Source organism: Sphaerisporangium cinnabarinum (assembly GCF_055567015.1).
In genome coordinates, this window is the sequence record NZ_JBVHRG010000008.1 from 1 (window position 1) to 14,764 (window position 14,764).

Sequence of the window (14,764 nt, forward strand, 5' to 3'; positions counted from 1 at the left end):
GACCTCCGTTGGCACGAGCCGGGTTCCTAGACAGCTCCCACTCGACACGGAGGTCTCTCGCTACGTCAATAACGCTCCTGGTCAGTACACCTAGCTCGCGGCGCCGGGGCACGGGACGAGGGCGGGGTCGGTCTCCTCGGGCGCGGTGCCCGTCACCGCGGCGGCTGCCGCGACCGGCGCCAGGCCGGGCACCGGGGCCAGGGCCCGCTCGCGTCGTGCCGCACGGAACCGGACGGCGGTGTCGACGAGGACGCCGAGCAGGATGCCCCCCACGACGCCCACCACGACGGCGAGCAGCGGGCTGTCGCCGACCCAGGCGGCGGCGAGCGTCCCGATGACGACGGAGTACGTCGCCCACGTCACGGAGGCGACGGCGGACAGCGCCATGAACCGGCGCCGCGAGAATCCGACCGCACCGGCGGTCACGTTGACGGCGGTGCGCCCGACGGGGACGAACCGCGCCCCGAGCACGACGGACGCGCCGCGCCGGTCGAGGGACCGTGTGGCCCACTCGACGGCGCGCCGCCCGCGCGTGCCCCGTAGCGCGGGCAGGGCGCGGGTGCCGAGCGCGCGGCCCAGGGCGTAGGCGAGCTGGTCACCGCACCAGGCGCCGAGCGCGGCGACCGCGAGCACGAGCCCCCAGGCGACGCCGCCGCCCGACTGGGCCGCGACGGCGAGCATGACGATCACCGTCTCGCCCGGGATCGGCGGGAAGAACCCGTCACCGGCGGTCGTCGCGAAGAGCACGGGGAGCGCCCACGCCGAGTCCACGAGCGCGAGCAGCCACGACTCGACCTGTCCCCACAGCTCCACGACCCACGCGACCATGCGTCCCAGCCTCGACGGCGCCGCCCCGCCGCACCATGGGGTATCCCCCCGGTTCTCCCCTGAGGCGACCCCGAGCGACGGCGTCGGGACGGGCGCCGTCGGACGCGTGCACCACGACCCTCCCGGGCGGGGGACAATGGCGCCGACGCATTCGCCTCCCCGCGCCGCAGCCGGCGGGCGGGGTCGTCCGTGATCGAGGAGCGCTGTGATCACTGTCAGCACCGACGGCTCGTGCCTGAGCAACCCGGGCGGCGCCATCGGGTGGGCGTGGATCAACCACGACGGCACGTTCGACTCCGGCGGCGCCGTGAGCGGGACCAACCAGGTCGCCGAGCTCACCGCGCTGCTCCAGGCGGTCCGCGCGCACCCGGGCGCGGAGCCGCTGCTCATCGAGTCCGACTCGCAGTACGCCATCAAGTGCGCGTCCGAGTGGGTCGTCGCCTGGAAGCGCAAGGGGTGGCGGACGGCGGGCGGCCAGCCCGTGAAGAACCTCGAGCTCGTCCAGGCGATCGACCGGGTCATCGCCGAGCGCGCGGGGCCCGTGCGGTTCCGCTGGGTGCGGGGCCACGTGGGCGACCCGTTCAACGAGCGCGCGGACCAGCTCGCGGGCCTCGCCGCCCAGGACTGGGCCGCGGGCCGCGGGGACCTCGACGGCACGCTCGTGCCCGAGCTCGGCGACCCGACCCGGTCGCCGGGCCGCGTGCCCGCACCGGCCGCGGCCGACCGCGGTGCACCCGCGCCCCGGCAGGCCGCCCCCGAGCCGGCGTGGGACATGGACACCCTGTTCGACTGATCCGGCTCGGTTCGACCGACCCGGCTCGCCGAGCACGACCCTGCCCCGGGTCGAGCACGACCCTGCTGTCGCCAGAGGGCCCATACCGCCAGCAACGTTGTGCTCGGCGGAGGGGTGGTGGTCAGCGGCGGGGCCGGGCGTCGGCGGCGGGTGCGACGATGGACGGGTGACCATCCTGCCGAGCACGGGCCGCGTGCCCGCCGAGCGCGTGGTCGGCGACCTCGCGCAGCCCGGCCCGACGACGCAGCCCGGCCCGACGACGCAGCCCGGCCCGACGACGCAGCCCCGCCCGACGACGCCACCCGGCCCGCCGACCCAGCCCCGCCCGACGACGCAACCCGGCGCACCGCTCGCGCGTCGCTTCCGGTCGGGCCGGCCGCTCGACCTGCACCTCACGCTCGACCGGCTCGCGCGCGGCCCCTACGACCCGACGTTCCGCCGCACGCCCTCCGGCGACGTGTGGCGCACGACCCGCGCGGAGAGCGGGCCCGCGGCGTACCGGCTGGTGCAGACCGGGCCGTGCGACGTCGTCGGGCACGCGTGGGGGCCGGGCGCCGCGGAGGTGCTCGACGGCCTGCCCCGCCTGCTCGGCGAGGACGACGACGACGCGGGCTTCGCCCCGCCCGCCGTGCTGCGCGACGCCCACCGCCGCAGCCCGGGACTGCGGATCCCGCGCACGGGCCGCGTGCTGGAGGCGCTCGTGCCGGCGATCCTCGAGCAGCGCGTGCAGTCCGTCGCGGCGTGGCGCTCGTGGGGCTGGCTCCTGCGGCGGCACGGCGAGCGCGCCCCGGGTCCCGCGGGCGACGCCGGCATGCTCGTCGTGCCGGACGCGGCCACCTGGGCGCGCGTCCCGACCTGGGACTGGCACCGCGCGAACGTCGACCCGGGCCGCGCGCGGACGGTCGTCGCGGCGGCGCGGGTCGCGCGGCGCCTGGAGGAGTGCGACCGGCTGCGCGACGCCCAGGGCGCGCCGGCCGCGCACGCCCGGCTGCAGGCCGTGCCCGGCGTGGGCGTGTGGACCGCGGCCGAGGTCGCGCAACGGGCGCTGGGCGACCCGGACGCCGTGTCCGTGGGCGACTACCACCTGGCGAAGGCGGTGGGGTGGGCGCTCGTGGGCGAGCGCGTCGACGACGAGCGCATGCTCGAGCTGCTGGCCCCGTACGCCCCGCACCGCTACCGCGTCGTGCGTCTGCTCGAGGTCTCGGGCCGGGCGCAGGCCCCGCGGCGCGGCCCACGCCTGTCGATCCAGGACCACCGCCGCAACTGACCGGCCCCCGCCCCTCGCTGAGTGCATGAAAGAGTCGCCGGAACGAGGCGTTCCGGCGACTCTTTCCGGCACTCACGGGCTACTCGGGGAGCGCGCACGACCCGTCGACGCACACCGCGGCGTCGTCGGCGCCCACGAGCGTGAGGCCCGGCGCGGGCTCACGGTGCGGGGCGGCGGCGTCTGCGGCGCTCACGGTCATGAGCGTCGTGCGGCGCGGGTTCGCGATCGAGTGGTAGAGGTTCGTGGTGGTGTCCGTCATCTGAGGCCTCCTCGTGGGATTCACGGGCGCCGGTGCACGTGTGGGCCGGCGTCGGTGCGGGCTGCGTCAAGTCTGGGTGATACCGAGTCGCAGTTCCACCGCACACGGTGTGAGATGCGTCGCTCCCGCGGCGCGTCCCGACGTCCTGCAGGACGCCGCGGCTCAGGCCGCGTCGCGCTCCGCGACCGCCTGCTGCAGCACCTGGACGAACACCGCGGGGTCCTGCGCGCCCGAGACGCCGTACCGGCCGTCGACCACGAAGAACGGCACGCCGTTGATCCCGTAGGCGCGCGCCTGGTCGATGTCGGCCTGCACGTCGTCTGCCCAGCGCCCGTCCTCGAGCGCCGCGACGACCTCGGCGCGGTCGAGCCCGACCTCCGCCGCGAGGTCCGCGAGCTCCTCGACCCGGCCGACGTGGCGGCCCTCCTCGAAGTACGCCTTGAGCAGCCGCTCCTTCATCTCGACCTGCTTGCCGTGCGCCTTCGCGTGGTGCAGCAGCTCGTGGGCCGTGAGCGTCTTCGTGTGCTGGAGCGCATCGAAGTCGTAGCGCAGCCCCTCGGCCGCGGCGAGCTGCGTCATCTGCCCGAGCATCTGCTCGACCTGGGCGCGCGGCATGCCCTTGTGCCCGGCGAGGAAGTCGACCTCCGTGCCGTCGAAGTCGACGGGCGTGTCGGGAGCGAGCTCGAACGAGTGGTACTCGATGTCGACCTGGGGACCGTCACCGGCCTCCGCGAGCCGGCCGAGCGCCGTCTCCAGACGCCGCTTGCCGACGTAGCACCAGGGGCACGCGACGTCGGACCAGATGTCGATCTTCACCGTGGGGGCCGCCGCGTCCGTCGGGGCCGGGCTGTTCGTGGTCATGTGACGCTTCAACCATCTGGACGCCCGCGCGATTCCCGCAGCCCGGTCAGTCGGTGCCGTGCGCCGCGCGGTGCAGGTCCTGGAGCACCATGATCTCGGCCCCGTGGTGCACGAGCTCGCGGTTCATGTGCGCGACGAGGTGGGCGAACGGCGCCTGCGCGTCGATCTCCGTCGCCTGGCTGAGCCCGACCGCGAACGCCCCGTCGTCGGGCAGGCCGTCGACGCCCGCGCGCCAGCGGTCGACCTCGCGCCGCAGCCCGGCGACGGCGGGGCCCACCTCCCCGGAGAAGGTCACCGCGTCCCGGCGCCGCTCGTGCGGCCCGAACGTCCACTCCCACCGCTCGAAGAACGCCTCGGTGAGGTGCGCGACGAGCCACGCGACCGTGCGCGGCTGCGGCGAGTCCGGGCCTTCCGGCCACTCCATCACCCACTCGCCCGCGCCGAGCGTGCGCGGCGCGCGCTCGGCGCCCCGCCGCACGACCCGCAGCGCGTCCGGGCCCGGCTCCCACTCGAGCTCCGCCTGCGTCAGCGTCGCGAGCCGGTCGCTCAGCTCGAGCCACGAGGAGCCGAGCTGCCCCCGCACGACGGCGAGCGCCGTCGGCACCGAGAGGATCGACCAGTCGAACTCCGGGCTGCCGTACGCGGTCTGTCCGTCCGCCGTCTCGTGCACCATCGCGGTTCCTCCCCCGGACCGGCACCGTCGGCGTCCCGCCGCGGCGCGGTCGCCGACGTCGTCGTCCGCGCGGCCGTCCCGACCACGCGTCCGGCCACCCTGCCGGGCCCCGCAGGGCGTGTCAACGCGGCCGCACCCCCGCGGCCGCACCCCGGGCCACCCGGGCGGGCCGTACCCGCGGACCGCACCGCCGCGACGCTGCGCGAGAATGAGGAGGACCGACCGTCCCCCAGGCCCGGAGTCCTCGTGCGCGTCCGCCCCCGTACCGTCCTGCTCGTCGCGACCGGCTTCGCCGTCGTCCTGCTCGGCGCGCTCGTCGTCTTCCTCGCGGTCAACGGCCTCGACGGCATCCCCGGCTGACCCCCGCCGTCCCCCGTCGGCCGGGCCCTCCGGCACCGGCCGACCCGGTCCGTCGCCGCGCGTCGTCCGCCCGCCGGGGCCATCCTGCTGAGGAACCCCGACGCAGGAAGGCCGACCCGTGACCGCGACCGCCCCCTCCCCCGACCCGCAGCTCGTGCTCGTCCGCCACGGCGAGACGGAGTGGAGCGCGACCGGCCGTCACACGGGCCGCTCGGACGTCCCGCTCACCGTCGCCGGCGAGCAGCAGGCCGTCGCGGCGGGCGTGTGGCTCCAGGGGTGGGCCGACCGGCGGGGACGGCGGCCCGCCATCGTGCTCACGAGCCCGCGGGAGCGGGCGCGCCGGACCGCCGACCTGGCAGGCTTCCCGGCGGCCGAGGCCGACGACGACCTCGCCGAGTGGGACTACGGGCCCGTCGAGGGCCGCACCTCGGGCGCGGTCGGCGAGCACCTCGGGCGCGAGTGGCTGCTGTTCCGCGACGGCGTGAACGTCCTCGCGGCGCCCGACGGGCACCGCGGCGAGGAGCTCGACCAGGTCGCCGCGCGGGCCGCCCGGGTGCTCGGGCGCGTCGAGCCGACGCTCCAGGACGGCGGCGACGTCGTCCTGTTCGCGCACGGCCACCTGCTGCGCGTCCTCGCGACGGTCTGGCTGGGGCTCGACCCGTCCCTGGGCGCGCGGTTCGAGCTCGGCACCGCGGCGATCTGCCTCCTCGGCTACGGGCACGGGCTGCGCACGGTCGAGGGCTGGAACCTGGCCGCGCAGGGGTAGTGCGGGTGGCACGATGCTGCCCATGGGACTGAGCGAGAAGCACCTCACCGAGGGCGAGCACGTCGTCATGGAGCTCAAGGAGCACGCCAAGGCGCTGTTCTGGCCGTTCGTGCTGCTGGTCGTGCTGGTCGCCGCCGTCGTGGTCACGGTCCTGCTGGTCCCGAACGACGTGGTCCGGTGGGTCGTGGCGGGCGTCGCGCTGGTCGCGGCGGTGGTCTGGGTGTTCGTGCCGTGGCTGCGCTGGCGCACCACCGAGTACACGGTGACCAACAAGCGCATCGCCATGCGCTCGGGCATCATCACGCGCACCGGCCGCGACATCCCGCTCTACCGGATCAACGACGTCAATTACGAGAAGGGCCCGATCGACCGCATCTTCGGCTGCGGCACCCTCGTCATCTCCGACGCGACCGACAAGCCCGGGCTGAACCTCCACGACGTGCCGGACGTCGAGAACGTGCAGGTGCGCCTGCACGACCTGCTCTTCACCGCCGACGACGGCTCCGACGACGGCGAGTGGCCGCCGAACGAACCGCCCCGCGGTCGTCGCGGCCCGCGCATCCCCCGCGCGGAGCGCTGACGCTCAGTCCTCGATCCGGCGTCCGGCCGCGATCTCGGCGCGGGCGCGCAGCTCGTCCGTGAGCGTCACGTCGCCCTCGAGGTGGGCGGCGAGGAGGCGGCGCGCGAGCCCGGCCGCGCGCTCGCGGTCCGCGCCGCGCCCGTTCCAGGCGCCGAACCAGTCGGCGAGCGTCACCCCGTGCTCGGGGCGGTAGCAGACCGTCACCGCGTCGCCCGCGCGCAGCTCGCCGTGCTGCACGACGCGCAGGTACGCACCGGTGCGGTTCGCGACGGTGAACCGCTTGACCCACCGGTCCTCGCCGAGGCGGCGCGCGAACGTCGAGCACGGCGTGCGCGGCTGGGTGACCTCGAGGAGGGCGGTGCCCACGGCCCAGCGCTCGCCGACGACGGCCGCCGTGACCGGGATGCCCTCCACGCGCAGGTTCTCGCCGAACAGGCCGGGCGGGACGTCGCGGCCGAGCTCGCCGGCCCACCAGTCCGCGTCGTCCTGCCCGTACGCGTACACCGCCTGCTCCTCGCCGCCGTGGTTCGCGCGGTCGGCCTGCAGGTCCGCGTAGAGGCCGAGCCGCCGCACCTTCACCGGTCCCGTGACGGGCCGCTTGTCGATCGCCGTGGCGCCGACGGGCCCCGCGTCCGGCAGGAGGGCGTGCACGCGGCACACCGCGAGGATCTCGCCCGTCGGGGCGCTGGAGGCGAGGTCCGTGACGGGCGCGGTCCCGGTCGTCACGGCTGGTGCGGTGGACATCCCCCGATTCTCGCAGGGTCGGCCCCGCGTGCGTCACCCGAGAGCCGCCGCGGCCTCCCGCCAGCGCGCGAGGTGCTCGACGACGTCCGCCCGGTCCGGGCCCGGCAGCTCCGGCTCGTCCGTGGCGACCACCGGCTCGACCGGTTCGCCCGTGCCCCGCGCGGCGAGCAGCGCCGCCCCGACCGCGGTCGCGCTGCGGAGCCCGACGCGGTGGACGGGCCGGCCGAGCGCGTCGGCGAGGAGGCGGCGCACGAGCGGGTCGCGCGACCCGCCGCCCGTCACGACGACCGCGCCGGGCGCCGTCTCGAGCAGGTCGACCGCCGCCGCGACCGCGAACACCATCCCCTCGACGGCGGCGCGCACGAGCTCGGGCCGTCCCGTGCCCTCGCGCAGGCCGGTCCACGCGCCGCGCGCGCCGGGACCGGCGACCCCGCCGCGCTCCCCGGTGAGGAACGGCAGGAACGTCACGCCGCCCGCGCCGTCGGGCACGGTCCGCGCGAGCGCGAGGCCGTCGGACCAGCCCAGCCCGAGCACGCGCAGCGCCCAGCCGAGCGCGAGACCGGCGTTCTGCAGGGCCGCGAGGCGGTACCAGCGCGCGGCCGCGCCGGACCCGGTGTCCGCGAAGGTGTGCACGACCGGGTCGAGCGCGGGCTGCGGCTGGTCGAGGGCCGCCATGACCTGGGCGCCCGTGCCGAGGTTGACGTGCAGCCCGGGCGCCCCGACGGCGAGCCGCGCGGCCGGGGTGTCCCCGCCGCCCACGACGACGGGCACCGCGGTCCCGCTCGCCGGGAACCAGCGCGCGACCCGGGCGGTGGTCCCGGCGACGGCGTCCGACGGGGCCACGCCCGGCAGGAGCCGGGCTGGCAGCTCGAGGTGCGCGACGACGTCGGCCGCCCACGCGTCCGCGGGCACGTCCCACAGGAGCGTGCCCGCGGCGTCGGACCGGTCGGTCGTCGCGACGGGGAGGGCGGCGTCGTCGACGAGCCACGCACGCACGACGTCCTTCGGCAGCAGCACGTGCGCCGCGCGGTCGAGCGCCCCGGGGTCGTGCGCGGCGAACCAGTCGAGCACGGGCCCCGTCATCCCCGGCACGAGGGGGTTGGCGAGCGGCGCGCGCACGGCGTCGGGCAGCGCGCGCCAGCGGTCGAGCCGGTCGGTCGCGCGCGCGTCCGTCCACAGGACGGCGGGCACGACGGCGTCCCCCGCCGCGTCCACGAGCACCGCGGCGTGCATCTGGCCCGCGACGCCGACCGCGCGCACCGCGACGTCCCCGAGCCCGGCCGCGCGGGCGGCGAGGTCGTCGAGCGCGGTGCCGAGCGCCGTCGTCCAGGCTGTCGGGGCCGACTCGGATCGGCCGGGACGCGGGTGCTCGACGTCGTACGCCGCCTCGGACTCCGCCACGACCGACCCGTCACGGCCGAGGAGGACGAGCTTGAGCCCGCTCGTCCCGAGGTCGACGCCGAGGGTGGTGGGGACCAAGGTCACGGGACCGACTCTCCCACGCCCGGGTAGCGTCGGCGGCATGAGCGCCACCCGTCCCTCGCGCTGGGAGCAGAAGACCGCCGCCGACCCCTCGCACTCGACCTGGTACGTCGAACGCTTCCGGGCCATGGCCGCCCGGGGCGCCGACCTCGCGGGCGAGGCCCGCCTGGTCGACGCCATGCTGCCGCGCGGCTCCCGGGTCCTCGACGCGGGCTGCGGGCCGGGCCGCGTGGGCGCCGAGCTGTTCGCGTGCGGGCACGCCGTCGTGGGTGTCGACGTCGATCCCGTCCTGATCGACGCGGCGCGGACCGACCACCCGGGACCCGACTGGCTCGTGGGCGACCTCGCGGAGCTCGACCTGCCCACGGAGGGCGTCACCGAGCCGTTCGACCTCGTCGTGTGCGCGGGCAACGTCGTGACGTTCCTCGCGCCGGGCACCGAGGTGGAGGTGCTGCGCCGCTTCCGCGCCCACCTCGCGCCCGGCGGGCGCGCCGTCGTGGGCTTCGGCACCGGTCGCGGGTACCCGCCCGAGCAGTTCCTCGCCGACGCCACGGAGGCCGGGCTGCACCTCGACCTCGCCCTGGCCACGTGGGACCTGCGCCCCTGGACCCCGGACGCCGACTTCCTCGTGGCGGTCCTCAGCGACGCGGCGCCCCGGCCGGGCGCGGCCTGAGCCGTGCCGTCGTACCGCGTGACCCTGGCCGTGGGCCTCCTGCACCCGGGCGCCGACCCCGAGGCCGTGCTGCCCGCGGCCGCCGCCGCGGCGCGCGCCCTCACGACCGTCGAGGCGTATGACGTCGGCGTCGTCCGCGGCGAGGCGCGCGTCACCGTGCGCTTCCTCGCCGACACGGACGCGGCCGCGCACGGCGTCGCGGACGCCGTGGAGGCGGGCGTGCGCGCCCACGCGGCGACGTCGGGCGGACGCCTGACCTGCCGCTGGGGCGCGCGCTGGCACCCCGCCTGAGCGACGGCCGACCTGGCCGTGCGGGTGCAGCGCATGGATCCGACGCCGGAGCTCCAGCTCAAGGAACGGCGGTGGCTGCCGTGCTCGCGCCGCGCCTGCTGCTCCCCGTCCCCGTGCCCGTGCGGCAAGGCGCACTGGGGACCCGTGGGGCGCGGCGCTCGACCGCGTCCTCGCGGGCTGACGTCTCGCGCCACGACGCTCTCCCCGGCTCGGCACCCCTGCCGCACACAACCTACGCAACCGTAGGTTACGGTGGCGTAGTGAACACTCTGGCGACGAGGCCGTGGACCGACCGCTACGCACCCGGCGTCCCGACGGACGTCGTGGTGCCGGACGAGCCGGTCACGGCCGCTCTCTACCGCGCGGCCGAGCGCTGGCCGGACCGCGTCGCGGTCGACTTCTTCGGCGCTACCACCACGTACGCACAGCTCGTGGCGCAGGTCGAGCGCGCCGCGAGCGCCCTGCACGACCTCGGCGTCCGGCGCGGCGACCGTGTCGCGCTCGTGCTGCCCAACGCGACGTCGCACGTCGTCGCGTTCTACGCGGTCGAGCGGCTGGGCGCCGTCGTGGTCGAGCACAACCCGACGTACACGGCCGACGAGCTCGCCCACCAGCTCGCCGACTCCGGCGCGAGCGTCGCGGTCGTGTGGACCAAGACGGTCCCGGCCGTGCTCGAGGCCCGCACCCACGTGCCCGGGCTGCGCCGCGTCGTCGGGCTCGACATCGCGCGCGACCTGCCGCGCGGCAGCCGCCTCGCCCTGCGTCTGCCCGTCGCCCGGGCCCGGGCGCAGCGCGACGCGCTGCGCACGCCGCTCCCCGCCGGCGTGCCCGACTGGCACGACCTCGTCCGGCGGGCGCGGGCCCTCCCCCCGGCGCTGCCCCACCCCGCCGCCGACGACGTCGCCCTGCTGCAGTACACCGGCGGCACGACCGGCACCCCGAAGGGCGCGGTCCTCACGCACCGCAACCTCGTCGCCAACGTCGTCCAGGGCCAGGCGTGGGCCTCGTTCGAGGAGGGTGCCGAGACGGTCTACGGCGTGCTGCCGTTCTTCCACGCGTTCGGCCTGACGTTCTGCCTCACGCTCCCCGCACGCATCGGCGCGACCCTCGTCGCGTTCCCCAAGTTCGACCCGCAGGCGTTCGTCGCCGCCCAGGCACGGAGGCCCGCGACGTTCCTGCCGGGCGTCGCGCCCATGTTCGACCGGATCGTCACCGCCGCGGCCGACGCCGCGGGCGCGGGCTCCGACCTCACCTCGATCCGCCTGGCGTTCGCCGGCGCGATGCCCATCACGGCCGAGACGGCGCAGCGCTGGGAGGACGCGACGGGCGGCCTGCTCATCGAGGGCTACGGCATGACCGAGACGTCACCGGTCTCGCTCGGCAACCCGTGCTCCGACGACCGCCGCCCCGGCACCCTCGGGCTCCCGTTCCCCAGCACCGAGATCCGCGTCGTCGACGCCGACGCGCTCGACGCGGGCGACCTGCGCGACGCCGAGCCGTCGGAGGCGTCCGACGACGGCGTGCGCACCGTGCGCGGCGAGCTGCTCGTGCGCGGCCCGCAGGTGTTCCGCGGCTACTGGAACCGCCCCGAGGAGACCGCCCACCAGCTGCTCGACGACGGGTGGCTCCGCACGGGCGACGTCGTGCGCGTGGCCCTGGACGGCCCCGACGCCGGCCTCGTCACGCTCGTCGACCGCATCAAGGAGATGATCGTCACGGGCGGGTTCAAGGTCTACCCGTCGCAGGTCGAGGAGCACCTGCGCGGGATGCCCGGCGTGCGGGACGTCGCCGTCGTGGGCGTGCCGGGTTCCGGCTCCGACGAGCACGTCGCCGCCGTCGTCGTGCTCGACGACGCGGACGACGCCGCCTCGCCCCCGCGCGTCGATCTCGCCGCCGTGCGCGAGTGGGGCGAGAAGCGCCTCGCTCGCTACGCCCTCCCCCGCACGCTCGCCGTCGTGCCGGAGCTGCCGCGCTCGCAGATCGGCAAGGTGCTGCGCCGCGTGGTCCGCGAGGACCTCCTGGGCCGCGACGACGTCGAGCACCACCGCTCCTGACTACGACGCACACCCACACGCCGAACGCGCGAGGTAGAGCCCCGGTCCGCCGAGGTAGAGGCATGGTCGCGACCACGCCTCTACCTCGAGCGACCACGGCTCTACCTCGCGGGACCAGGGCTCTCCCTCGGGGGCCGGGCGCCTGTTCGGCGTGGGGGCGGGGTTCGCCGTAACCTGGCACACGTCGTCGGCGACGTCCGCGACGCAGTCGGGCGGGCACCGGCGCTCTCCCACCCCGTCGCCCCGAGGAGGCCACGTGCCCGAGCCCGTCACCGCTGCCCCCGTACCGGCAGCCGCCGCCCCCTTGCCGCACGTCGTGGTGGTCGGCGCCGGGTTCGCCGGGCTCGCCGTCGTCAAGGGGCTCGCGAAGGCGCCCGTGCGCGTGACGCTCGTGGACCGTCGCGTCTACAACACGTTCCAGCCGCTGCTCTACCAGGTCGCGACGGGCGGCCTGAACCCGGGCGACGTCACCTACTTCCTGCGCGGGCTGCGGCTCAAGCAGAAGAACGTGCGGGTCGTGCACGAGCACCTCGTCGGCATCGACCACGAGACGCGCCGCATCCGCCTCCTCAACGACGAGTGGGTCGACTACGACTACCTCGTCGTCGCCAACGGCGTCACGGCCAACTTCTTCGGCACCCCCGGTGCCAAGGAGAACTCGTTCCCCATGTACTCGCGGTCCCAGGCCATGAAGATCCGGGACACGCTCTTCATCCGCCTCGAGAAGGCGGCGGCGAACCCCGGCAAGGACGAGGGCCTGCGGGTCGTCGTCGTCGGCGGCGGCGCGACGGGCGTCGAGGTCGCCGGGGCGCTCGCGGAGCTCCGCACCGCGGGCCTGCGACCCGCATACCCGGAGATCCACGGCGACGCGTTCGAGGTGAAGATCGTCCAGCGCGGCGGCGAGGTGCTCAAGTCGTTCCACCCGAAGCTGCGCCGGTACGCGGCGGAGGAGCTGCGCCGCCGCGGCGTCGGCCTGCACCTGGGCGCCGGGGTCGCCGAGGTGCTGCCCGACGCCGTCGTCCTCACCGACGGCACGCGCATCCGCTCCGACCTCACGGTGTGGTCGGCGGGCGTCCACCCGCACGAGGAGGTCGACGACTGGGGACTGCCGCGCGGCGAGGGCGGGCGCGTCGTCGTCGGCGACGACCTCCAGGTCGAGGGCCTGCCGGGCGTGTTCGCGGCGGGCGACATCGCGATCTCGCCCGCCGGGCTGCCGCAGCTCGCGCAGCCCGCGATCCAGGCGGGCGAGCAGGTCGCGCGCAACATCGAGGCGCTGCTCGCCGGGCGCCCGACAACGTCCCTGCGGTACTTCGACAAGGGCACCATGGCGGTCATCGGCCGACGCGCGGCCATCGCCGAGGTCGTCGGGAGGCTGCGGCTCACGCGCGGCGTCGCGTGGCTCGCGTGGCTGTTCGTCCACATCATGGGCCTCATCGGGCCGCGCAACCGCCTGACGACGCTCGCGGGCCTGGTCACGCGCTACGGCTTCCCGTTCCACCGGCGGCCGATCCCGATCGTCGGCGACGTGCCGACCGTGCGCCCGCCGAAGCGCACCGGCCCCGGGCGCCCCTGAGACGGCGACAGCGCCCCGCGCCGGGCGACGGCTGGCTCGCGAGGTCTCCGGTCGCGTGCCGGCTCTCGGGCCGCGCACCGTGCGCCCGTCGCGTACCCTCGAGTGCGCAAGCAGTTTCAGGGGGCAACCGGGGGCAGTGTGGTGGTAGCACGTATCCCGGCTCCGTCGTCGACGACGGGCCGGACGCACAGCAGGAAGCACGACGACGGCACGCGCGACGGCGCGCGGCCGCGGGCCGTGCGAGCACCGCGGCGCGCACGAGCGGTCGTGCTCGCCGTCGTGGCCGTGACCGCGCTCGCTGGGTGCCGCGTGGACGGGCTGCCGGGCGGCCCGGGGAGCCCGTCGCCGTCGCCCACGTCGCAGCCGACGACGACCCCCACCTCCGAGCCGACCGTGGAGCCGACGCCGGACCCGACCGGGGAGCCGACGGGCGGCCCCGGTGAGCCGGGCAGCTCGGACGGGGTCGAGGTCTCGGTCGAGATCGAGCCGGCGTTCTCCATGCCCAACCTCGTCGAGACGCGGCTCAAGCAGGCGCGTGCCGACCTGGAGCAGCGCGGCGCGGTGACGGTCGTCGTCGTGGACGCGCGCGACGCGCGGTCCGGCGCCCTGCCCGGCGCGGCCAACGGCTGGACGGTGTGCGCGCAGGACCCGGAGGGCGGGGACCTCGTGCGCGCGTCGCAGACCGTGACGCTCGACGCCGCCCCGAACGCGAAGCAGTGCCCGTGACGCGCTCCTGACCTGCTTCGGGTGGCGGCGCGGACGACGGCGGAGGACGGTGGACTCTCACCCTCCACAGACAGGAGTCCGCCGCATGAAGATCGCCCTCGTCGGTGCCCACGGCAAGGTGGGCCGGCTGCTCGTCCCGATCCTCGTCGACCACGACGCGACCGTGACGGGGATCGTGCGCGCCGAGGAACAGCTCCCGCTCGTCCGCCGCCTGGGCGGCGAGCCGCTCCTGCTCGACGTCGAGCACGCCTCGACCGAGGAGATCGCCGCCGCGCTCGACGGGTTCGACGCCGTCGTGTGGTCGGCCGGCGCCGGCGGCGGGGACCCCGAGCGGACGTACGCCGTCGACCGCGACGCCGCCGGCCGCACCATGGATGCCGCCGTCGCGGCCGGGGTGCCGCGCTACGTCATGGTGTCGTGGATCGGGTCGGTGCCCGACCACGGCGTCGACCCCGACTCGAGCTTCTTCGCCTACGCCGACGCCAAGCTCGCCGCCGACGACCACCTGCGCGGCACCGACCTCGACTGGACCGTCCTCGGGCCGGGCACGCTCACCGACGACGACCCGACCGGGGCGATCCGCGTCGTCGGCGACGGCCCGGACGGCCTCGACGGCGCGGACGACGTGCCCGACGGCGCGGCCTCCCGCGTCTCGCGCGCGGACGTCGCGATGGTGGTCGCCCAGGCGCTGCGCACGCCCTCGACCGTGGGCCGGTTCATCCGCTTCACCGCGGGCGACACCCCGGTGCTCGAGGCGCTCGAGCGCTGACCGACCGCCCGCGCACCGCGCACGACGGGGCCGGGACCGCCCTCGCAGGAAGACGGTCCCGGCCC

The 14,764-nt window shown here is 76.3% G+C and carries 16 protein-coding genes; 10 read left to right on the top strand and 6 right to left on the bottom strand.

The window, feature by feature from the left end:
- Positions 1-90 precede the first annotated feature (90 nt).
- Entirely contained in the window at positions 91-828 is a 738-nt protein-coding gene (locus ACZ4MO_RS12470) for a VTT domain-containing protein (RefSeq protein ID WP_175010098.1), read from the bottom strand.
- 205 nt (positions 829-1,033) lie between these two features.
- Here ACZ4MO_RS12470 and ACZ4MO_RS12475 point away from each other — a divergent pair, with 205 nt between their 5' ends.
- Together ACZ4MO_RS12475 and ACZ4MO_RS12480 are read left to right on the top strand one after the other, a co-directional pair.
- Positions 1,034-1,621: a ribonuclease H family protein gene (locus ACZ4MO_RS12475; protein WP_076404413.1), complete on the top strand. Its 588-nt coding sequence runs from the start codon at positions 1,034-1,036 to the stop codon at positions 1,619-1,621.
- Between the two features lie 166 nt (positions 1,622-1,787).
- Positions 1,788-2,888: a DNA-3-methyladenine glycosylase family protein gene (locus tag ACZ4MO_RS12480; RefSeq protein ID WP_255437402.1), complete on the top strand. Its 1,101-nt coding sequence runs from the start codon at positions 1,788-1,790 to the stop codon at positions 2,886-2,888.
- A 79-nt stretch (positions 2,889-2,967) separates the two neighbouring features.
- Here the strand turns inward: ACZ4MO_RS12480 and ACZ4MO_RS12485 are convergent, their stop codons facing one another.
- The 3 genes from ACZ4MO_RS12485 to ACZ4MO_RS12495 form a co-directional block, all read right to left on the bottom strand.
- The gene (locus ACZ4MO_RS12485; RefSeq protein ID WP_021483013.1) at positions 2,968-3,147 is read right to left on the bottom strand and encodes a hypothetical protein; all 180 of its coding nucleotides are present in this window, start codon (positions 3,145-3,147) and stop codon (positions 2,968-2,970) included.
- A gap of 162 nt (positions 3,148-3,309) precedes the next feature.
- Positions 3,310-4,008 carry a DsbA family oxidoreductase gene (locus ACZ4MO_RS12490; protein ID WP_074803424.1) on the bottom strand — a complete coding sequence of 233 codons (699 nt, stop codon included), beginning with the start codon at positions 4,006-4,008 and terminating at the stop codon, positions 3,310-3,312.
- 46 nt (positions 4,009-4,054) lie between these two features.
- Positions 4,055-4,681 (bottom strand): DinB family protein, encoded by a 627-nt coding sequence (locus tag ACZ4MO_RS12495; RefSeq protein ID WP_175010099.1) that lies wholly within the window; start codon positions 4,679-4,681, stop codon positions 4,055-4,057.
- A gap of 478 nt (positions 4,682-5,159) precedes the next feature.
- Between ACZ4MO_RS12495 and ACZ4MO_RS12500 the strand changes: the two genes are divergently transcribed.
- Complete coding sequence (locus ACZ4MO_RS12500) at positions 5,160-5,807, top strand: histidine phosphatase family protein (protein WP_175010100.1); 648 nt, start codon at positions 5,160-5,162, stop codon at positions 5,805-5,807.
- 22 nt (positions 5,808-5,829) lie between these two features.
- Positions 5,830-6,387 (top strand): PH domain-containing protein, encoded by a 558-nt coding sequence (locus ACZ4MO_RS12505; protein ID WP_108047013.1) that lies wholly within the window; start codon positions 5,830-5,832, stop codon positions 6,385-6,387.
- Between the two features lie 3 nt (positions 6,388-6,390).
- On the opposite strand, the gene ACZ4MO_RS12510 is transcribed toward ACZ4MO_RS12505, so the two are convergent.
- Together ACZ4MO_RS12510 and ACZ4MO_RS12515 are read right to left on the bottom strand one after the other, a co-directional pair.
- Positions 6,391-7,131: an MOSC domain-containing protein gene (locus tag ACZ4MO_RS12510; RefSeq protein ID WP_499279007.1), complete on the bottom strand. Its 741-nt coding sequence runs from the start codon at positions 7,129-7,131 to the stop codon at positions 6,391-6,393.
- A 33-nt stretch (positions 7,132-7,164) separates the two neighbouring features.
- Positions 7,165-8,616, bottom strand: a complete 1,452-nt coding sequence (locus ACZ4MO_RS12515; protein WP_222592437.1) for an FGGY family carbohydrate kinase — start codon at positions 8,614-8,616, stop codon at positions 7,165-7,167.
- A 37-nt stretch (positions 8,617-8,653) separates the two neighbouring features.
- Between ACZ4MO_RS12515 and ACZ4MO_RS12520 the strand changes: the two genes are divergently transcribed.
- The 6 genes from ACZ4MO_RS12520 (at position 8,654) to ACZ4MO_RS12545 (ending at position 14,699) form a co-directional block, all read left to right on the top strand.
- Positions 8,654-9,286, top strand: a complete 633-nt coding sequence (locus ACZ4MO_RS12520; RefSeq protein WP_175010103.1) for a methyltransferase domain-containing protein — start codon at positions 8,654-8,656, stop codon at positions 9,284-9,286.
- A gap of 18 nt (positions 9,287-9,304) precedes the next feature.
- On the top strand, positions 9,305-9,577 hold the full coding sequence (locus ACZ4MO_RS12525; RefSeq protein ID WP_499279008.1) for a hypothetical protein: 273 nt from the start codon (positions 9,305-9,307) through the stop codon (positions 9,575-9,577).
- 260 nt (positions 9,578-9,837) lie between these two features.
- Complete coding sequence (locus ACZ4MO_RS12530; protein WP_175010105.1) at positions 9,838-11,631, top strand: AMP-binding protein; 1,794 nt, start codon at positions 9,838-9,840, stop codon at positions 11,629-11,631.
- A gap of 256 nt (positions 11,632-11,887) precedes the next feature.
- Positions 11,888-13,204 (top strand): NAD(P)/FAD-dependent oxidoreductase, encoded by a 1,317-nt coding sequence (locus ACZ4MO_RS12535; protein WP_255437403.1) that lies wholly within the window; start codon positions 11,888-11,890, stop codon positions 13,202-13,204.
- Between the two features lie 267 nt (positions 13,205-13,471).
- Positions 13,472-13,930: a PASTA domain-containing protein gene (locus ACZ4MO_RS12540; RefSeq protein WP_175010106.1), complete on the top strand. Its 459-nt coding sequence runs from the start codon at positions 13,472-13,474 to the stop codon at positions 13,928-13,930.
- An 85-nt stretch (positions 13,931-14,015) separates the two neighbouring features.
- Positions 14,016-14,699, top strand: a complete 684-nt coding sequence (locus ACZ4MO_RS12545) for an SDR family oxidoreductase (protein WP_114553396.1) — start codon at positions 14,016-14,018, stop codon at positions 14,697-14,699.
- The last annotated feature ends 65 nt before the right edge of the window (positions 14,700-14,764 follow it).